The organism is Microbacterium sp. LWH13-1.2, from assembly GCF_038397735.1.
Taxonomy (GTDB): Bacteria; Actinomycetota; Actinomycetes; order Actinomycetales; family Microbacteriaceae; genus Microbacterium.
In genome coordinates this window covers 3,061,279-3,083,619 of the sequence record NZ_CP151635.1, presented here as the reverse complement: position 1 = coordinate 3,083,619, position 22,341 = coordinate 3,061,279, and the positions used below count along the sequence as shown (strand labels likewise).

At 67.1% G+C, this 22,341-nt stretch carries 18 protein-coding genes; 12 read left to right on the top strand and 6 right to left on the bottom strand.

Annotated features, from left to right (window positions below; all coding sequences use genetic code 11):
• Positions 1–195: 195 nt before the first annotated feature.
• The 9 genes from MRBLWH13_RS14815 to MRBLWH13_RS14775 all read left to right on the top strand — a co-directional run bounded on the left by MRBLWH13_RS14815 (position 196) and on the right by MRBLWH13_RS14775 (position 9,739).
• Entirely contained in the window at positions 196–876 is a 681-nt protein-coding gene (locus MRBLWH13_RS14815) for an FCD domain-containing protein (protein ID WP_341955708.1), read from the top strand.
• 95 nt (positions 877–971) lie between these two features.
• The gene (locus MRBLWH13_RS14810) at positions 972–2,222 is read left to right on the top strand and encodes a sugar ABC transporter substrate-binding protein (protein WP_341955707.1); all 1,251 of its coding nucleotides are present in this window, start codon (positions 972–974) and stop codon (positions 2,220–2,222) included.
• Between the two features lie 7 nt (positions 2,223–2,229).
• A complete protein-coding gene (locus tag MRBLWH13_RS14805; RefSeq protein WP_341955706.1) occupies positions 2,230–3,186 on the top strand; it encodes a sugar ABC transporter permease in 957 nt (318 codons plus the stop codon).
• The gene (locus MRBLWH13_RS14800) at positions 3,183–4,040 is read left to right on the top strand and encodes a carbohydrate ABC transporter permease (RefSeq protein WP_341955705.1); all 858 of its coding nucleotides are present in this window, start codon (positions 3,183–3,185) and stop codon (positions 4,038–4,040) included. Before MRBLWH13_RS14805 ends, MRBLWH13_RS14800 begins: the two co-directional genes overlap by 4 nt.
• 44 nt (positions 4,041–4,084) lie before the next feature.
• Positions 4,085–5,170 (top strand): mandelate racemase/muconate lactonizing enzyme family protein, encoded by a 1,086-nt coding sequence (locus tag MRBLWH13_RS14795; protein ID WP_341955704.1) that lies wholly within the window; start codon positions 4,085–4,087, stop codon positions 5,168–5,170.
• Positions 5,171–5,185: 15 nt separating this feature from the next.
• A complete protein-coding gene (locus MRBLWH13_RS14790) occupies positions 5,186–6,013 on the top strand; it encodes an SDR family oxidoreductase (protein WP_341955703.1) in 828 nt (275 codons plus the stop codon).
• On the top strand, positions 6,007–6,918 hold the full coding sequence (locus MRBLWH13_RS14785; RefSeq protein WP_341955702.1) for a dihydrodipicolinate synthase family protein: 912 nt from the start codon (positions 6,007–6,009) through the stop codon (positions 6,916–6,918). Before MRBLWH13_RS14790 ends, MRBLWH13_RS14785 begins: the two co-directional genes overlap by 7 nt.
• Positions 6,919–6,980: 62 nt before the next feature.
• Positions 6,981–8,678 (top strand): long-chain-fatty-acid--CoA ligase, encoded by a 1,698-nt coding sequence (locus MRBLWH13_RS14780; RefSeq protein WP_341955701.1) that lies wholly within the window; start codon positions 6,981–6,983, stop codon positions 8,676–8,678.
• A 65-nt stretch (positions 8,679–8,743) separates the two neighbouring features.
• On the top strand, positions 8,744–9,739 hold the full coding sequence (locus MRBLWH13_RS14775) for a LacI family DNA-binding transcriptional regulator (RefSeq protein WP_341955700.1): 996 nt from the start codon (positions 8,744–8,746) through the stop codon (positions 9,737–9,739).
• A gap of 16 nt (positions 9,740–9,755) precedes the next feature.
• On the opposite strand, the gene MRBLWH13_RS14770 is transcribed toward MRBLWH13_RS14775, so the two are convergent.
• The gene (locus MRBLWH13_RS14770; protein ID WP_341955699.1) at positions 9,756–10,109 is read right to left on the bottom strand and encodes a hypothetical protein; all 354 of its coding nucleotides are present in this window, start codon (positions 10,107–10,109) and stop codon (positions 9,756–9,758) included.
• A 182-nt stretch (positions 10,110–10,291) separates the two neighbouring features.
• Here MRBLWH13_RS14770 and MRBLWH13_RS14765 point away from each other — a divergent pair, with 182 nt between their 5' ends.
• Complete coding sequence (locus tag MRBLWH13_RS14765; protein WP_341955698.1) at positions 10,292–11,923, top strand: fucose isomerase; 1,632 nt, start codon at positions 10,292–10,294, stop codon at positions 11,921–11,923.
• 180 nt (positions 11,924–12,103) lie between these two features.
• Complete coding sequence (locus tag MRBLWH13_RS14760) at positions 12,104–13,312, top strand: endo-beta-N-acetylglucosaminidase H (RefSeq protein WP_341955697.1); 1,209 nt, start codon at positions 12,104–12,106, stop codon at positions 13,310–13,312.
• 19 nt (positions 13,313–13,331) lie between these two features.
• Here MRBLWH13_RS14760 and MRBLWH13_RS14755 read toward each other — a convergent pair whose 3' ends face one another.
• Genes MRBLWH13_RS14755 through MRBLWH13_RS14740 form a run of 4 tightly spaced genes read right to left on the bottom strand, consistent with a single transcriptional unit; the run spans position 13,332 to position 19,752 of the window.
• Positions 13,332–16,592 (bottom strand): GH92 family glycosyl hydrolase, encoded by a 3,261-nt coding sequence (locus MRBLWH13_RS14755; protein WP_341955696.1) that lies wholly within the window; start codon positions 16,590–16,592, stop codon positions 13,332–13,334.
• The gene (locus tag MRBLWH13_RS14750) at positions 16,589–17,524 is read right to left on the bottom strand and encodes a carbohydrate ABC transporter permease (protein ID WP_341955695.1); all 936 of its coding nucleotides are present in this window, start codon (positions 17,522–17,524) and stop codon (positions 16,589–16,591) included. The genes MRBLWH13_RS14755 and MRBLWH13_RS14750 overlap by 4 nt, the downstream gene beginning before the upstream one ends.
• Positions 17,521–18,447 (bottom strand): sugar ABC transporter permease, encoded by a 927-nt coding sequence (locus MRBLWH13_RS14745; RefSeq protein WP_341955694.1) that lies wholly within the window; start codon positions 18,445–18,447, stop codon positions 17,521–17,523. Before MRBLWH13_RS14745 ends, MRBLWH13_RS14750 begins: the two co-directional genes overlap by 4 nt.
• A 3-nt stretch (positions 18,448–18,450) precedes the next feature.
• Positions 18,451–19,752: an extracellular solute-binding protein gene (locus MRBLWH13_RS14740; protein WP_341955693.1), complete on the bottom strand. Its 1,302-nt coding sequence runs from the start codon at positions 19,750–19,752 to the stop codon at positions 18,451–18,453.
• A 212-nt stretch (positions 19,753–19,964) separates the two neighbouring features.
• Between MRBLWH13_RS14740 and MRBLWH13_RS14735 the strand changes: the two genes are divergently transcribed.
• Entirely contained in the window at positions 19,965–21,275 is a 1,311-nt protein-coding gene (locus tag MRBLWH13_RS14735) for a glycosyl hydrolase (protein WP_341955692.1), read from the top strand.
• 32 nt (positions 21,276–21,307) lie between these two features.
• Here MRBLWH13_RS14735 and MRBLWH13_RS14730 read toward each other — a convergent pair whose 3' ends face one another.
• Entirely contained in the window at positions 21,308–22,339 is a 1,032-nt protein-coding gene (locus MRBLWH13_RS14730; RefSeq protein WP_341955691.1) for a LacI family DNA-binding transcriptional regulator, read from the bottom strand.
• Positions 22,340–22,341: the final 2 nt, after the last annotated feature.

Sequence of the window (22,341 nt, the reverse complement as noted above, 5' to 3'; positions counted from 1 at the left end):
GGCTCAGGCCCTGCCGCCCTTTTCTGTCCCGGAGAACCCGTAATTTGTCTGACAAGTTTATTGTTTGACATGCAATCATGTCGACATCTTGATCAGTTCTCGCCTGTGCTATAGCGTGAAGACAACGGCATCCCCGCCAAAACACGACGAAGTGGACAGAATATGTCAGACAACCAAGTTCCGGTGGAACCTGACTTGTCTGATGCGCTTTATCGGCGCCTCGCGCAGCATCTGCAGTCCTCAGGGGTTCAGGTCGGCGATCCGCTGCCGACCGAGGCCGAGCTCGGTGCACAGCTCGAAGTCGGGCGCCAGCGGATCAGGGAAGCGCTCAGCGTGCTCGAGGCGTTCGGCATCGTCGTTGCCAGACAGGGTGCTCGACGCGTCTGGCTGGGTATCCGTGCGGCGGACTTCGCCACTCGCTGGGTGGGCTTCGTCACGGATCGCGACGTGGCGACACGAGAGCTCCTCGAGGTGCGCCACGCTCTCGAGACCTCACTGCTCCCGACGGTGATTCCGAGGCTGACCGTCGAGGACCTCGCCCGGTTGCGAGCGCTCTCGGAAGAGATGGTGCAGCGGGCTGTGCGGGGGGAGAGCTTCGCAGAGCAGGATGAGCAGTTCCATCGAGGACTGCTCGCGCCGATGCAGAACGCTGTCGTCGACGAATTCCTCCACTCGTTCTGGGCGGTGTTCTCGTCGGCGAAGGGTGAGAACGTCGAGGAGGACCCTGCGATCGCGGCGATGCACGGTCGCATCATCGAAGCCATCGAAGCGGGAGATGCGCGCCGCGCGGTGCACGAACTCGACGCGCACTTCTACGGCGTGCGCAATCGCTATCCGGACATCGCGTTCGGGGTGCCGGGCGGCTTCGCAGTCTGACACCGGTCCGAATATCGGACCATTTTGCCGGACGGTAATGAAATCGATTTCACCGTCCATATGACCACCGAATGATGAACGAAGGAGTACACATCATGCGTTTCACGAAGAGGATCCTCCCCGCAGTCGCTGTGCTGGGCATCACGGCACTCACGGCGGGTTGTGCGGGTGGCGCGGCACCCACGGAAGAAGGCGGCACAGTCGAGATCACTTACTGGCTGTGGCAGGACGACGCGACCGATGGGACGTGGACCGAACTCGCTGAGGAGTTCAACTCGTCGCAGGACGACGTCGAGGTCACTCTGGAGACGATCCCGCTCGATCAATACCAGAATCAGCTGGTGTCCTCGGCGATGAACGGCACCGGTCCGGACGCGGCACGCAGCAAGGACTGGTGGCTCGGCCAGTTCGCTCCCGAGGGTGCGATCGCCGACCTCAGCCCGTACATCGACGAGTGGGAGGCGTCGGATGACGTCGTCGACTCGCTGTGGGCGACCGGGCAGATTCCGGGCGAGGACGCCGTCTACATGCTGCCTCACCAGTACACGACGCTCTACCTGTACTACCGCGTGGACTACTTCGAAGCACTCGGCCTCGACGCACCGCAGACCCAGCAGGATCTCCTTGACGCGGCCGAAGCCCTCACGGGCGACGGTCGCTACGGCATCGACGTGCGCGGCGGAGCGGGCGGCCAGGATCAGTGGCTCGCGTGGATGTACGCGGGCGGTGCGTCTGTCGTCGATGACAGCGGGGAAGTGGTGCTCGACGATGAGACCGCTGTGAGTGTCAACGAGGACTACCTCAGCATCGTCAACGACCTCGAAGCGGCTCCGCCCGGATCGATCACTGCAGCCTTCGCCGATGTGAAGACCAACTTCGTCGAGGGCCTCACGGGAATGATGATCCATCACCCCGGTTCTCTCAAGGAGCTCGAGGGCGTCTTCGGCGACAAGCTCGGCGTGGTCCCGATTCCGACGGCCGACGGTGAGCCCGGCGCCACGCTGGGCAGCATGAGCGGCAACGTCATCATGGCCGGTTCCGAGAAGCAGGATGCGGCATGGGCGTGGATCTCGTGGCTCACCGAGGAGGCGCAGGTCGACCAGATGTCGGCATCACCACAGGGTCAGCTCCCCGTGCTGGAATCGGTCATCGACTCAGAGGCGTACAGCTCCGACCCCAACCTGAAGGTGGCCGTGGACGCGATCCCGACCGCGAAGACGTGGCCGGCTCTCGCCGGAGTGGCCGAGCTCGCCGCAAAAGAGTGGAACCCCATCATCCAGAAGGCGTTCCAGGGCGAGCTCACAAGCCAGGACGCGCTGACGTCGATGGCCGACGTACTGCGCTGAGGTCGACGTGACAAGCTCAACTCTCACAGAGGCCGTCGTCACGGGGCGTCCTGCGCCGCGCCGGTCGGGCGCACGACCGCCGCGCAGGGCCCGGCGCGGAACGGTCGCGCCGCTGGTCCTGCTGGCGCCGGCCATCGTGCTGGTCGCTGTCTTCGCCGGATATCCGCTCGTCCGCTCGATCTGGTTCTCACTCAACGACGTGAGCGTCTTCACCGGCGTGCTCGACTTCGTCGGCTTCGACAACTTCGTTGCGGTGATCGGCACGCCGGAGTTCGTCCCGACGCTCGGTCGCACGGCCATCTGGACGTTCGGTGCCGTGATGCTTCAGCTCGTCGGGGGCCTCTGCCTCGCGCTCATGCTCAACAACCGTTTCCCGATGAGGGGCGTCTACCGCGGTCTGATCATGATCCCGTGGGCTACGCCCAGCGTGCTCGTCGCGCTGATGTGGAAGTGGGTGCTCGACCCGAACAACGGTGTCCTGAACCAGTGGCTCCTCGGCGCAGGGATCGTCGATGCACCCATCGAGTTCCTGTCGCAGAACAGCACCGCGCTCCCAACACTCGTCATGATCGACGTCTGGCAGGGCATCCCGCTGTTCGCGATCATGATCCTCGCGGCGCTCCAGAGCGTCTCCGGTGAACTGAAGGAGTCGGCGCAGATCGACGGATGCGGGCCTGTGGGTGTCTTCCGACATGTCGTGCTCCCGGCGATCCTTCCGACCATCCTGATCACGACGCTCCTGCGTCTGATCTGGACGTCGAACTACGTCGACCTCATCTTCATCCTCACGGGAGGCGGTCCTGGCACGTCATCGACGACGCTGGCTCTCGAGTCCTACCTCACGACATACAAGTCCAGTGATTTCGGCGCCGGAGCCGCATACGCCGTGATCCAGGCACTGTTCCTTGCGGTCTTCATCGCGCTCTACGTGCGCCTCACCCGGAAGGATGCCCGCCGCTCATGAGCGCCACGACACCCATACGCGTTCGCGTCGTACGCAACGCGGGCCGGACAGGCTTCGCGATCGCCCTCATCGGCGTGCTCGCGCTCGTCCTCGGACCGTACATCGTCATGCTGCTGACATCCCTGACTCCGCGTACGGAACTCGCGGGTGCAGGGGCCAACCTCATCCCCTCGGCATTCACGACAGCCTCGTACGAGGAGCTGCTCACCACCACACCGTTCCTGACCTACCTTCGCAACAGTCTTCTGGTTGCGGCGATCGCGGTTCCGATCACCCTTGTCGTCTCGACCGGAGCGGCCATCGCGATGTCACGATTCGATTTCCGGGGTCGTGGGGCGGTCATGATCGGGCTGCTGCTCGCGCAGATGTTCCCTGCCGTGCTCCTGGTCATCTCGCTGCAGGGCCAGCTGCGCGGCATGGGGCTCATGGACACCACTGTCGGGCTCGCTCTCGTGCACGCCGCCTTCGCCACGCCGTTCGCGACCTGGCTGCTGAAGGGCTTCGCCGATTCCATCCCCCGCGAGATCGAGGAGGCCGGGCAGATCGACGGCGCATCATCCGCGCAGGTGATCAGGATGTTGCTGCTGCCGCTGTTGCGCCCGGGGATGGTCGCGGCGGGAACCTACGCATTCATCCTCACTTGGAACGAGTTCCTCTATGCCCTGACTTTCACGTCGCAGACCGCGACGCGAACGCTTCCCGTCGGACTCCACCTGTTCATCGGGGAGTACCAGATCCGCTGGGATCTGCTCACTGCGGGCGGAGTGCTCTCCGTGCTTCCGGTCGTGATCGGCTTCCTCATCGTGCAGAAGCGCCTCGTCGCCGGCCTCGCAGCCGGTGCTGTCAAGGGCTGACCGCGCACCCCACATCCACGACGCACACATCGGAAGGACCACGCGTGAAAATCGAATCCATCGACCTCCAGCTCTCCCGGATCCCCCTCCCCAAGGGGCCATGGGGAGATCAGATCCACAAGGTCACCCACATCGAGATCATCCTCGCCGACATCACGACCGACTCCGGTCTGGTGGGCACGGGATTCAGCCACACTTCCGGTGTGGGCGGTCAGATGATGATGGCAGCCCTGCGCGAGCTGATCCCCACGCTCATCGGTCGGGAGGTCAATCCTCGCGCCGTCTGGCAGCACTCCTGGCAGTACCTGCGGGACAACGGCCCCGGTGGCACGACGACCCTCGCGCTGGCGGCGATCGACATCGCGCTGTGGGACCTGTTGGGTCTCCACTATCAGGAGCCTCTTGCGAAGCTCCTCGGACAGGTCCGTGATCGGGTGGCTCTCTACGGCAGCGGGATCAACCTGAACCTGTCGGCGGAGGAGGTCGTCGAGCAGGTGAAGTCGTGGAAGGCAGACGGATACGCGGCAGGCAAGGTGAAGGTCGGCAAGCCGGACCTCGAGGAAGACGTCTACCGCCTGACCAAGATCCGCGAAGCGGTCGGCGAATACCCGCTGATGGTCGACGCGAACCAGGGCTGGACGTATGGCGAGGCCGTACGGGCTGTCACCCGCTTCCGCGACCTCAACCTGTACTGGGTCGAGGAGCCGCTGCGAGTCGACGATGTCCAGTCTCATGCGCGGCTCCGGGCTCGGTCGCCCATCCCGATCGGTCTCGGAGAGAACGTCTACACGCTCCAGCAGTTCAACCAGTACCTCGTGGCCGATGCGTGCGACTTCATCCAGGCCGACGTCGGTCGCGTGGGCGGGATCACTCCCTACATGGACATCGCTGCACTCGGGCGTGCGTTCAGCGCGCCGATGACCCCGCACTTCGTGATGGAGCTCACCGCGAACGTGCTGTGCGCGGTGCCGAACGCGTTGTTCGGAGAGATGACCGACGGCGGAACGCTGTCCGATCTCGGGGTCATCAAGCCTCAACTGCCGCAGAACGGCTTCTTCGTGCCGAACCGAGCTCCGGGCAACGGCCTGGAGTACGACCGAGAGAATCTCGCGCGCCTCGCGGTGCTCTGAGTGGAAGGACGACTCATGACAGACATCTTCGACGTCGCCGAACGCATCGTCCTGGTGACCGGAGGCCTCGGTCAGATCGGCGCCGCCTTCGTGCGTGAACTGCATGGCCGTGGCGCTCGGGTAGCCGTGGCGTCTCGCACGGCGGACGCCGAGCGCCTGAACGCGGTGTTCCCTGACCTCGTGGGCAGTGATCGCCTGATGCCCCTGGCGATGGACATCGTCTCGAAGCCCAGCGTCGAAGCGGCCCTCGACGCCATCGAACAGCAGTGGGGGGCCTGCCCCGATGCGGTGATCAACAACGCGGGGCTCGATACGCAGCCGAGCGCTCCCGCGGAGGTGTCCGGGCCGTTCGAGGAATTCCCGATCGACATCTTCCGTGAAGTCGTGGATGTGAATCTCGTGGGCACCTTCGTGGTCACCCAGGCGGCCGGGGCACGCATGCGTGCGGCGGGGAGAGCCGGCTCCATCGTGAACGTCGGCTCGATCTACGGCATGGTCTCGCCTGTGCAGGACATCTATGCCTACCGGGAGGAGGAGACCGGTGTGCCGTTCGTGAAGCCCGTCGCATACTCCGCGGCGAAGTCCGGGCTCTACAACCTCACCCGCTACTGCGCGACGTATTGGGGGCGCCAGGGGATCCGCGTGAACACTCTCACTCCTTCCGGCGTGGGGCGCGATACGCAGGACGCCACCTTCCAGAAGAACTACACCGACCGCATCCCGATCGGACGCATGGCCGAGGCTACGGACTTCAACGGCGCGGCCGTCTTCCTCCTCTCGGATGCCTCCCGATACATGACGGGTGCGAACCTCGTGGTCGACGGCGGGTGGACGGCATGGTGACCACGGCCGCAGATATCGGCGTGCTGATGGCCGCGGTCGCGACGCCCTATGACGCGGATGGCGAGGTGGACATGGGGCTCCTCACAGCACTCGTCGATGACTATGCGAAGAGGGGCGTCGAGGGGATCTACTGCTGCGGGTCGTCCGGCGAAGGGCTGCTTCTCTCCCCTGACGAGCGCACAGCTGTCGTCGAGACCGTCGTGGCCGCATCCGAGGGTCGGCTGCCTGTCGTGGCTCATGTGGGCGCTCTGTCGACGCGCGAGGCGATCGCTCTCGCGCAGCGCGCCGAACAGGCAGGGGCGAGCGCCCTGTCGATGATCCCTCCGATCTACTACTCCTTCGACGCGGAGACGATAGTCGCGCACTACCGAGCGGTACTGGACGCCGTCGATCTTCCGCTGATCGTCTACAACATCCCGCAGTTCACGGGCACGGAGTTCGATGTCGTCACCGCAGGAGCGCTCCTCGACGATCCGCGCGTGATAGGGATCAAGCAGACTGCGCACAACATGTACGCCCTCGAGCGGATGAAGGCCGCCTACCCGGACAAGGCATACATCAACGGCTTCGACGAGGTCTACGTCCCCGCTGTCGCAGCGGGGGCACGGGGCACGATCGGAACCACGGTCGGCCTGCAGATCGAGCTCTTCCGTGCTGCTCGGAGCCTGCTCGACGCCGGTGATCTGCCGGCAGCTCAGCGCGTACAGCGACGGATCAACCATGTCATCTCGGAACTCGTTGCGGTCGACGTGTTCCCGGCGGCCAAGTACCTCTCCGGACGGAGCGCGGGCGGCGCAGGGGTGCTCGGAGACTGCCGGATGCCGTTCCGACCGCTGACGGCAGACGATCGCATCAGGTTGGACAGGCTCGCCGAGACGCTGGACGGGTATCTCGCCGAGCTGTGACCGGGCCGGCCTCGGGCGCAGCGCGGGGGCGCCTCACAGCCGCCCGGGGCAGGATGGAGGACATGTCCGTCAACCCGCACGAATCCCGGCCATGGCTCGCCTCCTACGCAGATGACGTTCCCGCGGAGATCGAGGCTCCGACTCAGACGCTGCCCGAGATGATGGCGGCCAGCGTCTCCGCATTCGCGCGTCGACCGGCGCTCGAGTTCTTCGGCGCGGTGACGACCTACCGCGAGCTCGGCGACCAGATCACGCGCGCTGCCGAGGGTCTCCGGCGCCTCGGTGTGCGCAAGGGCGACCGGGTCGCACTTGTGCTGCCCAACTGCCCCCAGCATGTCGTGGCCTTCTATGCGGCACTCCGCCTCGGCGCCATCGTCGTCGAGCACAACCCGCTCTACACGGCGAGGGAGCTGCGGCATCAGTTCGAGGATCACGGCGCGAAGGTCGCGATCGTCTGGGACAAGACGGTCGACACGATCGCGGACTTCCCCTCGGACCTGCGGGTCGAGCACATCGTGAGCGTCGACCTCACCGAGGCCATGCCCGCCCCGCAGCGGCTGCTCCTGCGACTGCCCATACCCAAGGCGCGGGCGTCGAGGGCCAAGCTGACAGCCACCCCGAAGACGCGTCGCGCGCTGGCCTGGAAGAAGCTGGTCGACCATCGTCCGCTCTCGCGTCGCATCGAGGGCCCTTCGCTGGACGACACCGCGCTGCTGCAGTACACGAGTGGGACGACGGGCGACCCGAAGGGCGCGATCCTCACTCACGCGAACCTGCGCGCCAACGCGATGCAGGGTCGCGCATGGGTGCCAGGACTCGTCGACGGCAAGGAGACGTTCTACGGTGTGCTGCCGCTGTTCCACGCCTACGGGATGACGCTGTGCCTGACGTTCGCGATGAGCATCGGCGCGAAGCTCGTGCTGTTCCCGACCTTCGACCTCGACCTCGTCACGAAGGCGGCGCGCACGAGCCCTGCGACCTTCCTCCCTGCCGTGCCGCCGATCTACGACCAGCTCGCGCGTGCCGCGTCACGCGGGACCATCGACCTCTCCACAGTCCGGTTCGCGATCTCCGGTGCGATGAGCCTGCCGGTCGCGACCGTGCAGCGGTGGGAGGAGGCGACCGGCGGCCTGCTCGTCGAGGGATACGGCATGACCGAGAGCTCGCCCGTCGCGCTCGGAAACCCGATGGGCCGCAGCCGTCGCCCCGGCACGGTCGGCGTGCCGTTCCCGAGCACCGAGATCCGCGTGGTCGATCCTGCGGACACCGACATCGACATGCCGTCGGGTGAGAGCGGCGAGCTGCTGATCCGCGGTCCGCAGGTCTTCCAGGGATACTGGCGTCGACCGGGTGACACCGCCGACGTGCTGCTCGCCGACGGCTGGCTGCGCACCGGGGACATCGCCGAGGTCTCTGCCGACGGCTTCGTGACGATCGTGGACCGCCTCAAGGAGCTCATCATCACAGGCGGGTTCAACGTCTCGCCCAGCGAGGTCGAGGATGCGCTCGAGGCGCACCCTGACGTGGTCGCCGCCGCCGTGGTCGGCCTTCCGAGAGCGAGCGGGGGCGAAGAGGTCGCCGCCGCGGTCGTGCTCCGCGAGGGTGCGACACTCGACTCGGGCGCGCTGCGCGACTTCTGTCGCACCCGGCTGACCCCCTACAAGGTGCCCAAGCGCATCACGGCGGTCGATGATCTTCCTCGTTCACTGATCGGCAAGGTGCTGCGCCGCCAGGTGCGGGATCGGATGCTCGCCGGCTGACCGTCGGGCCTCGTCTGCCTGATCGCGAGCTCCCCGACGCGATTGAAATCGGTTACAGTGTGCCGATGGTCACGATCTACGACGTCGCTCGACTCGCGCAGGTCTCGCCGGCCACCGTCTCGCGCGTGTTCAACGGCACCAGCGTCTCGGCGTCGAAGGTCGAGGCGGTGCGTCGAGCCGCCGAACAGCTGCGCTTCACCCCCAACCGCACCGCTCGCACCCTGCGGCGGCAGAGCTCCGAGGTCATCGGCCTCGTGATCCCCGACATCGAGAACCCGTACTTCACCGAGATGGCCCGAGGTGTCGAAGACGTCGCCTCGGAGGCCGGGTACTCGGTCGTACTCTGCAACTCCGACTCACAGCTCGAGAAGGAGGCGACCTATCTGCAGATCGCGATCTCCGAGCACATGTCCGGCGTGATCATCGCGACCGCCGACGAGCGCTCCGACCTCGGCGGCATCCTCGCGACGGGGCGGCCGGTCGTCGCCGTCGACCGCAGCACGACCTACGACATCGACGGCGTCGTCATGGCGAACCGGGCGGCCGGTGCCTCGGCCGCGGAAGATCTCATCGATGCCGGATACCGGCGCATCGCCTACATCGGCGGCCCCGAGCACATCGACACTGCGGCCGAGCGGGCCGCGGGCTGGCGCCAGGCGCTGAGCGCAGCGCACCCGGATCTCGACCTCGACGACCTCGAGCGGTTCACCACGTTCCGCGTCGACGGCGGGCGAGAGGCGATGGAGCAGCTGCTCGCCCTCCCCGAGCCGCCTGACGCGGTGGTGGCCGGCAACAACCTCATCGGCGTTGGAGCGATCCAGGTGCTGACCGAGCAGGGACTGACTCCGCCGCAGGTCGGCGTGGCGGTGATCGGTTCGCTGCCCTTCACGACGCTCTCGCCCACAGCCGTGACGGTCGTGCGGCTGCCCGCACGTCATATGGGAGTGACGGCGGCGCGGATGCTGCTGGAGCGCATCGGCGGCGATGATCAGCCGTCGCGCACGGTGGTGCTGCGCAACGAGATCCAGCCGGCCAGCGCCGTCGCCGCGGCCAGGGGCTGACAGCACCCGCGGTCCCTCACTGAGACCGCCAGAACCGAGTCGCGAGGTGCGTGAGCTCGGTGTCGAGGTCGTCGACTTTGCCCTCGACACGAGTGAGTCGGGTGTCGAGGGAGTCGAGCCGCACGTTCATCACCTCGAAACCGGCTCGCATCTCAGTGCGCAGCACGTCGATCTCGCCGCGCAACTCGCCGCGAAGCCCGCCGAGCTCGCCGCGAAGGCCGCCGATCTCGCCGCCGAGCTCGCCGCGAAGGCCCCCGATCTCGGCGCGAAGCACCCGGCTGAACTGTGTCGTCATCAGGGTCATGCCGCCGAGCATCGCGCTCGCGAAGATGCCGATCATCGTCCAGGCCTGCGGATCGCTCAAGTCCATACCTCCATTGTTCGGCGCGGAACTCAGGATGTCACCGGGGTCCCGCGCTGTATGCCGGAGTTCACACTCGGTGTGCACAAGTCGGCGAAGTTGGCGACAGTGCAGAACGGATGACCGGTTGCAGTCTGAAACCGATTTCACATACAGTGGCAGAACACGTGCGATCAAGGAGGACGCGAGTCATGACCTACACCCTGCCGGCACCGGCATCCCGACCGGCGTCCGCGCCGAAGACCGCGTACCTGATCGCCTCGGGCGACCTGCGCGAGGCCGCCAACACCGGCGGCTGGCCCGTGCAGGTCGAGCTCGAAGCGGGCGTGACCGGCGTCTTCAACGACCTGGGGTGGACTGTCATCCGCGCCAACGACGTCGACCCGGCGACCGGCCACGGCTTCATCTCGAGCCAGCGCATGGGTCTCGAGGTCTTCAAGAACATCCCGACGGATGCTCCGCTGATCGTCGCCGAGGCGGTCTGGCAGTACTCGCACCACGTGCTCGCGGGCCTGCGCACGCACGAGGGGCCGATCCTCACCGTCGCGAACTTCGCCGGCGACTGGCCCGGCCTCGTCGGACTCCTCGGCCTGAACGCGGGCCTCACCAAGATGGACAAGCCGTACGCCACGATCTGGTCGGTCGATTTCACCGACGAGTGGTTCAGAAGAGGCATCGTGGAGTGGACCGAGACCGGCTCGATCACGCACGACGCGTCCCACGTGCGTCCGCTGCCCGAGCTGCCCGACGGCCCCGAGAAGGCGCTGGGTGAGGCGCTCGCCGCAGAGCTGCTCGCCGAGAAGGCCATCATCGGCGTCTTCGACGAGGGCTGCATGGGCATGTACAACGCGATCTTCGACGACGAGCTGCTCAATAAGACCGGCATCTACAAGGAGCGTCTCTCGCAGTCGGCTCTGTATGCCGAGATGCTGAACGTCACCGATGGCGAGGCGGATGCCGCCTACGACTGGCTGATCGACGCGGGCATGACGTTCCGGTACGGCGAGGATGCCGAGACCGAGCTGACCCGCGAGCAGGTGCAGTGGCAGCTGAAGATGTACATCGCCGCGCTCCGCATCGCCGACGACTTCGGCCTCGACGCCGTCGGCATCCAGTACCAGCAGGGACTCAAGGACCTCGTTCCGGCATCGGATCTGGCCGAGGGGATCCTCAACTCGACCGAGCGCCCGCCCGTCACATCCCGTGACGGCTCGCGCGTGCTGCACGAGGGCCGAGCCTTCCCCCACTTCAACGAGGCCGACGAGGGCGTCGCGGTCGATGCGCTGGTCACCGATCGGGTGTGGCGCGCGATGGGCCTCGTGCCAGACAACACGCTGCACGACGTGCGGTGGGGTGAGGACTTCGACGGTCGGTTCGTCTGGGTCTACGAGATCTCGGGCTCGGTCCCCGCGTCGCACCTCGGCGGGTGGCAGAACGCCGAGGGATGGCGTCAGGGCCATGTCTTCTTCCCCGCGGGCGGCGCCACGATCAACGGCGTCTCGAAGCCCGGCGAGATCGTGCTGTCGCGCGTGTTCATCGCCGACGGCATCCTGCAGGCCGACATCTTCCGCGCCTCCGTCGTCGAGCTCCCGACCGAGGAGACCCAGCGCCGCAAGGACGCGACGAACCCGGAGTGGCCGATCGCGCACGTGGTCCTGCACGGCATCTCGCGCGATCAGTTCATGGCCCGGCACAAGGCCAATCACGCTCAGCTCGTCTACGCGCCGGATGCCGAGACGGCAGACAAGGCGCTGATCGCCAAGGCTGCGATGTTCGCGGGCATGGGCATCAAGGTCAACCTGGTCGGAGACGTGACGATCTGACCGCTGGGTGAGGGCGGACTCCGGAGGGCGGCCGGGGGAGGGGGCGGATGCTGCAGCATCCGCCCCCTCCTGGCCGTCGGACCGGACTTCTTCCGGATGGCGTACTTAAGCGCTATAGTCGGCCGCAGGTCGCGACGGTGCGGCCGGATTCGACAACGACGCCGAAGGAGACGATCCGTCATGAGTCAGAACGTCAGGAATCACCGATTGCGAAAGGGCATCGCCGGGCTGGGGGTGTTCGCGACCGCTGCTGCAGGCATTCTCACCGGTTCGCTGGGGGCCGCCGCCGAGAGCGCTGAGCCCGTCGACCCGAAGCTCGCCGTCTACGTCGAGGTGAACTCGAACGATTTAGCCAACGTCGCCGACTACACGCTCGCCGAGTCCGGCGATGCAGCCATCGACATGGCGATGATCTTCGCTGCGAACATCAACTACGACGGTGAGAAGGCATACCTGCACTTCAACGAGCGGGTCACCGAGACGCTCGACGATGCCGAGACGCAGATCCGTCCTGTGCAGGCGAAGGGCACCAAGGTGCTGCTCTCGGTGCTCGGCAACCACCAGGGTGCCGGCTTCGCGAACTTCACCTCGTTCGCGCAGGCCGATGCGTTCGCCGCTCAGCTCGCCGACGCCGTGACGACCTACGGGCTCGACGGCATCGACTTCGACGACGAGTGGACGAACTACGGCGCCAATGGCACGCCGCAGCCCAATGCGGAGTCGTTCGGATGGCTGGCCACCGCGCTGCGCGATCGACTCGGCCCCGACAAGATCATCAGCCTGTACGCGATCGGCCCGACCTATACGACGACCGACTTCACGCTGTTCGATGCCGCGAGCGTGCTCGACTACGCCTGGAACCCCTACTACCCGACCTACGATGCGCCCGTCGTTCCCGGCCTTGAGGACCGCGGTCTGCTCGGGGCTGCGGCCATCGACCTGGCGAACACGAGCGCAGCCACCGCCGCGGACTTCGCGACCCGCACCGTCGCCGACGGCTACGGCGTCTATGTCGCGTACAACCTCACCGCGACCGACCAGTCGGCGTATCTCTCGGGCATCACCGAGGCGCTGAAGGGCGAGGCGACCGAGTATCGGGCGGCGCCCCGCGACACGACGCCCCCGACCGTCACGGTCAAGGAGGGCGCGCGGTTCACGAAGGGCGATGCGGCGGTCGGCTATCAGCGGGTCAGCTTCACGCTCTACGACGAGGGCAAGATCGACAGGCTCTACGTCAACGGCGTCGAGAAGGATCTCACAGACAACGAGTGGAGCGACCTGAACTTCGTGAAGTCGGGCGCCTTCGGAGCGGTCACTGGCGCGAACACGCTGCAGGTCGTCGACGTCGCCGGGAACACCACCGAGGTGTCGTTCATCCTGTCGAAGTGATCCCCTGAGATCGAAATGATCACCCGAGGTCGAAGACCTCGATCTGACGGATCGTGACCCCGGCCTCCGCCCGCACGCGGATCGCCGGGGTCACAGCCCGTGACGCCAGCGCGAACGGGGTGGTGCGGTCTGCGGCAAGCTCCGCGTCGTGCGTGGTCGGCGTCGCGGTCCAGCATCCGTCCTCATCGATGACCTCCCATTGCAGGCGCGACGACGGGGCTGCAGCGACCATCGTCACGGTGAGGTCGCTGACGGCGCGGGGCTCGGTGAAGCGGCACCCCGCCCATTCGCCGGCAGCCAGGGCGACGCCGCTCGAACCGCTCGGATCGCCGTCGTCGAAGAGACGCGAGGCATCGACGACGGATGCTGACGCGATCACGTCTGCTCGGTCGGCCGTCAGATCGCGACACCAGGCTGCGACATCTGCCGGTTCGTGATCGCTCGTCTCGAGGGCATCCGAAGGGTCGGCGCCGAAGACCAGCTCCAGCTCGGCGTCGCCGACGAGCGCCTCGACGGGCAGTTCGGCTCGCGGCAGCGCGACCCCGTCGAGTCGCGCACTCTGCAGCACATGGGCGCCCGGCGCGCTGCGATGAGAGCGGATGCGAAGCGACGAGCCGTCGCCGCGATCGACGCGGATGTCGTCGAACAGGGGAGACCCGATCCGCAGCACTCCCGACGCGAGCTCGAGCGGGTAGAGCCCGAGGGCAGCCCACAGCCACCACGCGCTCATCTCGCCGTTGTCCTCGTCGCCGGGGAATCCCTGACCGATGTGCGCGCCCGCGAAGAGACGGCCGGCGAGGTCGTTCACGATCGCCGCGGTGCGCCACGGCCGGTCGCTGAACGCGTACATGAAGGGGATGTGGTGGGCGGGCTGATTCGAGATCGCGCACATACCCGAGCGCAGAGCCCGAGCCTCGCGCTGCTCGTGGATCACGGTGCCGTAAGCCCCGCCGAATCGCTCGTCGGCGCTCTCGGGCTCCGAGAAGAGCGCGTCGAGGTGCTGACCGAAGGCGTCGCCGCCGCCATGAAGCGCCGCGAGTCCGGCTCCGTCGTGCACGGCACCGACCGACATGCCCCATGCGTTCGTCTCGACATTGTCGCCGCCCCAGAGGCGCGGATCGAAGCCGGCGGCGAAGTCTCCGGCGGTGTCCTTGCCGCGGAGGAACCCGGAGTCGGCATCGAACAGAGTGCGGTACGACAGTGCCCGGTTCGCGAAGTAGCGGGCGAAGGAGCGGTAGCGCGCGGCATCCTGTGCAGATTCCGCGTCGGAGTGCTGCTCCGCGTCGGCGGCGAGCTGCGCGGCGAACCGGCCGAGTGCGGCATCGCTCACGGCGTTCTCGATGGTCCAGCTCATGCCCTCGGGCACGTCCGACGAGATGAATCCGGTGAAGCGCCCGCGGGCGATGCCCTTGCGACCGCGCAGCGCATCGGGCCCCGCCTCGCAGGCGTTGCGCCAGCCGCTCTCGAACGCCTCCGCGCGGTCGTACTGCACGCCCCACCGGGCGGCGTCGGCGAAGATCTGGTCACTCGACGTTCCCACCATGCTGTCGACGTATCCCGGAGCACTCCACCGGGCCATCCAGCCTCCGCGGCGATACTGCTCGAGCTGCCCATCGAGCAGCCTGCCGGTCAGCGCAGGATCCAGCATCGCGAGCGCCGGCCATTCGGTGCGGTAGGTGTCCCAATATCCGTTGTTCACCACGAGTTCGCCATCGACGATCGGGGCGCTGGTGGCGCGCTCGCCGAACGGCTCGCGCGCCGCGAAGACGTCGGCGAACCGAAGGTACGGGGCGTCGGTGGTTCCCGCGTTCTCGGCGGCGGTGTTCGGATAGAGATGCATCCGGTGCAGGGCCGCGGCGATCCGGCTCACATGCTCGTCGTGCGCCAGTCGGCGATACGGAGCCTCCGCCTCGGGGAGGGGCGGGATGGTCACGCGCCCCAGCACACGGTTCCAGGATGCTGCGGATGCCGCCCGCAACTCTTCGTAGGTCACCTCAGCCGGTGCTTCGAGCGTGAGGCTGCGCCTGGCCTGCTCCACCGACACGAACGACACCGCCACCCGCACCTCGAGCGACCCTCGGCCGCCGACGTAGCCGGTGACCCGGGCTCGCCCGTCGTCGTCGAGCGTGCCATGCGGGCCCGGGGCGTCGTCGCCCTCGCCCCGCAGCACGATGCCGGCGAAGTAGCAGCGCGGAGCGTTGCCCCAGTCCGCGGGACCCTCGGGCGTCCACCCCTCGAAGCCCCCGTCATCCGTCCACTCCAGCTGCCCCTCGTCGGTCGGCTGATCGATCACGAACCCGACGACGGCGTCGGCCTCGGCGCCGCGCACCCGCAAGGCGGCGGCGTGCGAGGTCGCGGTCATCTCTGCGCGCAGTCCGCCGAGGTCGACCGAGTACTCGTGCGGGCGGGCGCGCTCGGTGCCGGGCGTGATCCAGCGTCGACGCTCCGCACGGTCAGACAGCGGGCGCCCGTCGAACGGCATCAGCTGGAGCACCGAGCGGTCGCCGATCCACGGGCTCGGCTGATGAGAGAACTGGAGTGCTTCGAGGCGGCGCCCCGGTGCGTCGTCATGGATGCTCGGGCGGTAGGGCCAGCGCGTGTCTGACGCATCGGTGGCCGGGGTGACGAACGTGAAGCCGTGTGGAACGGCGACCGCAGGAATCGTGTTGCCGCGCGAGAAGCGCGGGCCCGAGTGCGTGCCTCGACGGGTGTCCACGCGTTCGACGGGAGGAGTGTCCTCCGCCGCAGCCGAATCCGGCATCTCGTCGACGACGCACTGCACGAAGCCGCTGACGCGTGACGGCAGGTGCGGCTCTGAGGCCAGTGACGCGGTGCCGAAGACGAGCTCGACCGTGACCGAGGTCTGCGGCGCCGAGTCACTGAGCATCGGGGCCAGCGACACGGTGTCGGCGTTCCACTGCTCCGGCAGGCTCCAGCGTGCTGCGAACTGCGCGCCAGCGGTGATGGGGAAGTCGTACCGATCACGCACGGCGGCGATCTCCCCGAGCCTCGAGTCGTCGGCGCCGCGCACATCGACCGTCACCGCGAGCGCCGCGTGCGGGGCGAGGGCGGCGTCGGAGCCGTCGGCGTAGAACGCCCAGTGCAACACGGTGTCAGGCGTGACGGGCATGTCTGCGAGCCCGGGAACATCGATCCGCTGCACACCGGCCGACGGGTCGAAGGCGAAGGCGAAGACCTGACCGCGCAGCACTCCTGCCCGCGGACGGGACGAGGGAGGGTCGGCCGGGCCGTCCGCCGGCACGAGATGCACGATGCTCACCCCTTGATCGCACCCTCCTGCACGCCCTTGAAGAAGAACCGCTGAGTGAACGAGAACATGATGACGATCGGCACGAGCGCGATCATGGTGCCCGCCGCGATCAGGCGAGGATCGACAGAGAAGCTGCTGTTCAGGTAGGCCATGCCGACGGTGAGTGTGTACTTCGCCGGATCGGAGAGCACGATCAGCGGCCAGAGGTAGTCGTCCCATGCGCCGATGAAGGCGAAGATGGCGACGACCGAGACCATGCCGCGGATGTTGGGCCACACGATGTGACGGATCCGCTGCCAGGTGGTGGCCCCGTCGACGGTCGCGGCGTCGAGGACGTCCTTCGGGATCATGCGGCAGGCCGTGGCGATGAGCAGTACGTTCATGGCACTGATGGCGCCGGGAAGGAACACGCCCCACAGGGTGTCGGCGAGCCCGAGCGCGCGGATCGTGAGGAAGTTGCTCGTGACCGTGACCTCGCCGGGGAAGAGCAGGGTCGAGAGCAGGATGGCCATGACGATCCATTTGCCGCGGAACCGCATGCATCCGAGCGCATAGCCCGCGAAGGTGGCCAGCACCACGTTGCTGAGCACCGTGCCGACCGAGACGAGCAGGGAGTGCCAGGCATACAGGTAGACCGGGACGATATCGGCGACAGTGGCATAGTTCTGCAGCGTCGGATCGCGGGGGATCAGGTCGGGCGGGAACGAGTAGATGTTCTCCTGCGGTCCCTTGAAAGAGGTCGACAGCTGCCAGATGAACGGACCGATGACGAGCACGAGAACAAGCAGCAGGAGCGCGTAGCGACCGATCAGGCCACCGAGCGTCGGCTTGCTGAAGTCTCCCGAACCACGGCGACGGAAGATGCGCTCGCGCGTGGGCGGAGCGGGCTGCTCGTCGGGCCGGCGGTCATCGTCGACCCGGGGCGGAGTGAGTGTGGTCATGCGGAGACCTTCGCCTTCTTCTCGCGATTCATGAAGGCGATCGCGGCCAGCGGGATGAGGGTGAGGAGGAACAGCGCGACGCTGATCGCGGAGGCGTAGCCGATGTTGCCGTTCAGGCCGGAGCCCACCTGACGGATCAGCATCACGAGCGACATGTCGTAGCCGCCGGGGCCGCCGGTGCTCTTGGAGAGCACGTCGAGCTCGGCGAACACCCTCATCGCCGAGACCGCTATGAGCACGGCGATCAGGAGCATCGCTCCGCGCACCGAGGGGATCGTCACCGAGAGGAAGCGGCGGAAGGATCCTGCTCCGTCGAGCATCGCGGCCTCGTGCAGCTCCTTGCCGACGTTGCCGAGGGCCGCGAGGTACACGACCATGTAGTAGCCGAGCCCCTTCCACACCGTCAGCAGGATCGCGCAGCCGAGCAGCAGCCACCGGTCGACGAGGAAGGCCATCGGCTTGTCGACGAGTCCGAGGAACTCGAGGGTCTGGTTGATGATGCCCCTGCTGTCGAACAGCCAGGTCCAGATGAGCGCGACCACGACCACCGAGGCGATGACCGGAAAGTAGAACGTCGTGCGGAAGAACGCGATGCCGGGGAGCTTCTTCTGCACGAGCAGGGCCAGCAGCAGCGGGAGCACCGTGAGCAGCGGCACGCAGACGACCACGTAGATGATGCAGGTGGTCAGGGCGTTCCAGAACATCTCGTCGCCGAACATCCGCTCGTAGTTCGCGCCGCCGACGAACTCGGGAGTCCGCAGGGGGCGCGCGTCGGTGAAGCTCAGGAAGACGGTGTTGAGGAAGGGCCAGAGCGCGAACACCAGCACCCAGATGACGGCGGGGCCGAGAAGGAGCCACGGGGTGAACCACCGGTGGGACGTGATGCTCTTCCTCCGGCTCCGGATGCTGGTGTCCGCGCTCATGGCTTACTGGTCCACGCGGTTCGCGTTGGCGTACTCGACGATCTTGTCGAGCTGGGTCTGAGCGTCGGCTTCACCGTTGACGGCGAGGGCGATCTGCTGGGTCATGTACGTCGCCATGTCGGACGTCCACTGGAACGGGATGGCCTTCGCGTCCTCCATCGCGGTGAACACGGTGTCGATCGCCGACAGCTGCTTCTCGTCGGTGATCGACGACGAGATGTTCTCGACCACGGCGTCACCACCCGACGACGTGCCGGGCGCCGTGCCGACGGCGAGCGACGAGAACGCGACCTGGTTCTCCTCGTTCGTCGCGAACTCGGCGAACGCGAGAGCGGCCTCCTTGTTGTCGGAGTCGGCGGAGACGTTCAGTCCCTGCACATAGAGCGGCGGGATGCCGAGCCGCTGCGTCGCGACGGTGCTCTCGAGCAGTGCCGGCGCGTCCTTGGCGAGATCGGTAGTGAAGCCGGTGCCACCCGTGGTGAAGGCGACCTTCTGCTGGATGTAGGCCTCGGCGTTTCCGCCGTAGTCGCCGGTCAGGGCCTCGGCGGGCATCGCTCCTGCCGCGTACGCGTCGGCGTACTTCTCGATGATCTCGGCGGCTTCGGCGGTGTTGAAGTCGAACTCGCCGTCGTCGTTGATCACCTCCATCCCTGCGGAGGTGAAGGTGTCGAGGGCCGGGATCGACGAGAGCAGCTGCACCTTGCCGCCCGATTCCGTCGCGACGTCCTTGGCGAGAGCGAGGAGCTCATCGACCGTGGTGGGGAGGTTGTCCCCGGTGACGCCGAAGGGGGCGAGCTGGGCGAGGTTCCACCATGACGCGTCGCTGGAGAGGTACCAGGGCAGTCCGTAGGTGCCCTCGACGTCGGGGTACTGGCTGTATGCGTCCCATGCGCCGGTGTTGTACCCGGACTTCAGGTCGGGATCGGCCGTCTCGAGGTCGACGAGCTTTCCAGCCGCGACGAGCGGGTAGGCGATGTCCGGCGGCAGGTTCAGCACGTCGGGGAGGGTGTCGGCGTTCGCCTGGCTCAGGATCTTCTCCTGGTATCCGTCTCCCGGCTGGTCGAGCCACTCGACCGTGACGTCGGGGTGCTCCTTCTCGAACGCGTCGATCAGGTCTTCGAAGTACGGCGTGAACTTCTCGTTCTTCAGCGACCAGGTCTGGAACTGGATCGTTCCGCTCAGTTCGCCGGAGGTGTCGATCGGACCGGATGCGCCGGATGTGGCACCGCCTCCGGTGCAGCCGGCGAGCACCAGGGCGCCGATCGTGAATGTTGCCAGAGCGACAATGCGTGCGGGAACTTTCATCGTGCTTCTTCCTCGAGGCGGGCGATTCGCGGTGCCCACAGAGATGGACTACAACGCTTTAGCAGATGAAACCATCGGATGCGGTGTCTGTCAAGGTCTCGCCACTCCGCTCGCTGCCAAGTGGCGGTATTCCGGGTAGCGATATGGTGCTCAAGCGTTATAGTGGTGCGAAATGTCCTCGCTGGAGGGCTCAGTCGGAAAGGTCCGGACACATGACGCAGCGCCGCGCTCTCGATGCTCGCCTGAGATTCGGGGCGAACTACACGCCGTCGAAGGACTGGATGCACTCCTGGCTCGACTTCACGCCCGATGACGTGCGGCGCGACTTCGCGGCGCTCGCCGAGCTCGGCCTCGATCACGTGCGGGTCTTCCCGCTGTGGACGGTGCTGCAGCCGAACCGTACGCTCATCCGCACGAAGGCGATCGACGATGTCCGCGCCATGGTCGACATCGCGGCCGAGTTCGGACTCGACGCCAGCGTCGACGTGATCCAAGGACACCTGTCGAGCTTCGACTTCGTGCCCTCCTGGCTCTACACCTGGCACGACCGCAACATGTTCACAGACCCGACCGCGCTCAGCGGGCAGGTCGACCTCGTGCAGACGCTCGCCGGCGCGCTGCGCGACGCCCCGAACTTCCTCGGGCTGACTCTCGGCAATGAGACGAACCAGTTCTCGGCGCACACGCACCCGTCGCCATGGCCGGTCACGACCGACGAAGCAGGGCACTGGATCGAGTCGCTGCTCGCCGCGGCCGAGAGGGCGGCACCCGGTCTCTCGCACGTCCACAGCGAGTACGACGCGGTCTGGTACATGGACGGGCATGGGTTCACCCCCGCGCACGCATCGCGTCTGGGCGAGATGACCACGATCCACTCCTGGATCTTCAACGGCACGGCTCAGCGCTACGGCGGCAGGTCGGTCGCCGCAGACCGCCACGCCGAGTACCTCATCGAGCTCTCCCGCGCCTTCGCCATCGATCACGAGCGACCGATCTGGCTGCAGGAGGTGGGCGCGCCGTCGAACTGCCTCGACGAGCGCGAGATGCCCGGCTTCCTCGAGGCGACCCTGCGATCGGCGGCGCGCACGGAGAACCTCTGGGGCGTGACCTGGTGGTGCTCGCACGATGTGAGCCGCGATCTCGGCGACTTCCCCGAGCTGGAGTACTCGCTCGGCCTCATCGACCAGAGCGGTGCGGCCAAGCCTCTCGGTCTGCGGTTCGCCGAGCTGATCCCCGAACTGCGCGCGCGCGCTGCGGCGCCAGCGCGCGAGACGGCGATCGTGGTCGACGTCGACGAGCACGAGGTGCCCGTGAGTCGCGCGGCTCTCAGCCCCGGGGGTGCGGTCTTCCAGGCCTGGGTGGATGCCTGCGCGGCCGGCCTCGACCCGGCGTTCGTGACCTCGCAGACGGCCCTCGACGATGCAGCGCTCGCCGCGCGCGGCATCCGTCGCCTCATCCGTCCTGATCTGTCGACGAGCGGGGTCGACCCCTACGGCTCCGTCAACACCGTCGTCAGCGGCTGACGACGTCGTCGCCAGACGCCGGAGAACCGTCGTCAGGATGCTGCCGCCGGCGGAGCCGTGCTCTCGCGGGCGGTGAGGGTCGGCGTCGGGCCCTGAGCGCTGGGCAGGTTCGTCCCGGCGACGATCTGCTGCAGCAGCAGTGTGGCGGCCTGCTCGCCGAGCTCGAACGTGTCGCGGGTCATCGCTGTGATCGACGGATTGATCAGGCCGGCGATCACCGAGTCGTCGAACGATGCGATCGAGACGTCGCGGGGAACCGCGCGGCCCATCTCCTGTGCGACCCTGAGGCCCGCCACGGCCATCACATCGTTGTCGTACACGATCGCCGTCGGGCGCAGGCGGCCCGAGAGCAGGGAGCGAGTGACGGCTGATGCCCTGGCGGGGGAGAAGTCCGTGGTGATCACGTCGCCCGAGATGCCATCGGCCGCCATGCGGTCGAGCACCTCGGCGCGCAGTCGGGTGTGCTCGAGTTCGGCGGGGCCCGCGACATAGGCGATGCGCGTGTGCCCCAGGGCTGCGAGGTAGGAGAAGAGCGTCTCGGCGACTTCGTCGTCGGCGATCCAGACGCTCGGCACTGCTCCGTCGGGGGAGGGCTTCGAGCCGATCAGGACCGCGCGAGCGTCGAGTGCTGCGATCCGGTCGCTGCGGGGATCGTCGTCGCGGGGATCGATGAGGATGATGCCGTCGACCTGATTCGACGACCGCCACTGCCGATGCACCTCCATCTCCTCGGCGATGTCGGTGACCAGGCGCAGCTGGAGGCTGACTTTGCTCTCGGAGAGCCGCGACTCTATTCCGGCGATGAGGTCGGTGAAGAAGGCCTCGGACCCGAGCGAGCGGGCGGGGCGTGCGAGGGCGAAGCCGACCGTGTTGGCCCGGGCGCCGACCAGGGCGCGTGCCGCGGAGCTCGGCTGCCAGTGGTTCTCTTCGACGATCGAGAGGATCCGCTGGCGCGTCTCGTCGCTCACGCCGGGGCGCCCGTTGAGTGCGAACGACACGGCGCCGGGCGAGACTCCGGCCATACGCGCGATGTCCGCGATGGTGACGCGTTTGCCCGAAGTCATGC

Coding starts and splice junctions, on each gene's coding strand:
- MRBLWH13_RS14735 (WP_341955692.1), top strand. CDS start 19,965: ATGACGCAGCGCCGCGCTCTCGATGCTCGCCTGAGATTCGGGGCGAAC.
- MRBLWH13_RS14775 (WP_341955700.1), top strand. CDS start 8,744: ATGGTCACGATCTACGACGTCGCTCGACTCGCGCAGGTCTCGCCGGCC.
- MRBLWH13_RS14780 (WP_341955701.1), top strand. CDS start 6,981: ATGTCCGTCAACCCGCACGAATCCCGGCCATGGCTCGCCTCCTACGCA.
- MRBLWH13_RS14770 (WP_341955699.1), bottom strand. CDS start 10,109: ATGGACTTGAGCGATCCGCAGGCCTGGACGATGATCGGCATCTTCGCG.
- MRBLWH13_RS14785 (WP_341955702.1), top strand. CDS start 6,007: ATGGTGACCACGGCCGCAGATATCGGCGTGCTGATGGCCGCGGTCGCG.
- MRBLWH13_RS14790 (WP_341955703.1), top strand. CDS start 5,186: ATGACAGACATCTTCGACGTCGCCGAACGCATCGTCCTGGTGACCGGA.
- MRBLWH13_RS14750 (WP_341955695.1), bottom strand. CDS start 17,524: ATGACCACACTCACTCCGCCCCGGGTCGACGATGACCGCCGGCCCGAC.
- MRBLWH13_RS14765 (WP_341955698.1), top strand. CDS start 10,292: ATGACCTACACCCTGCCGGCACCGGCATCCCGACCGGCGTCCGCGCCG.
- MRBLWH13_RS14730 (WP_341955691.1), bottom strand. CDS start 22,339: ATGACTTCGGGCAAACGCGTCACCATCGCGGACATCGCGCGTATGGCC.
- MRBLWH13_RS14800 (WP_341955705.1), top strand. CDS start 3,183: ATGAGCGCCACGACACCCATACGCGTTCGCGTCGTACGCAACGCGGGC.
- MRBLWH13_RS14760 (WP_341955697.1), top strand. CDS start 12,104: ATGAGTCAGAACGTCAGGAATCACCGATTGCGAAAGGGCATCGCCGGG.
- MRBLWH13_RS14810 (WP_341955707.1), top strand. CDS start 972: ATGCGTTTCACGAAGAGGATCCTCCCCGCAGTCGCTGTGCTGGGCATC.
- MRBLWH13_RS14745 (WP_341955694.1), bottom strand. CDS start 18,447: ATGAGCGCGGACACCAGCATCCGGAGCCGGAGGAAGAGCATCACGTCC.
- MRBLWH13_RS14740 (WP_341955693.1), bottom strand. CDS start 19,752: ATGAAAGTTCCCGCACGCATTGTCGCTCTGGCAACATTCACGATCGGC.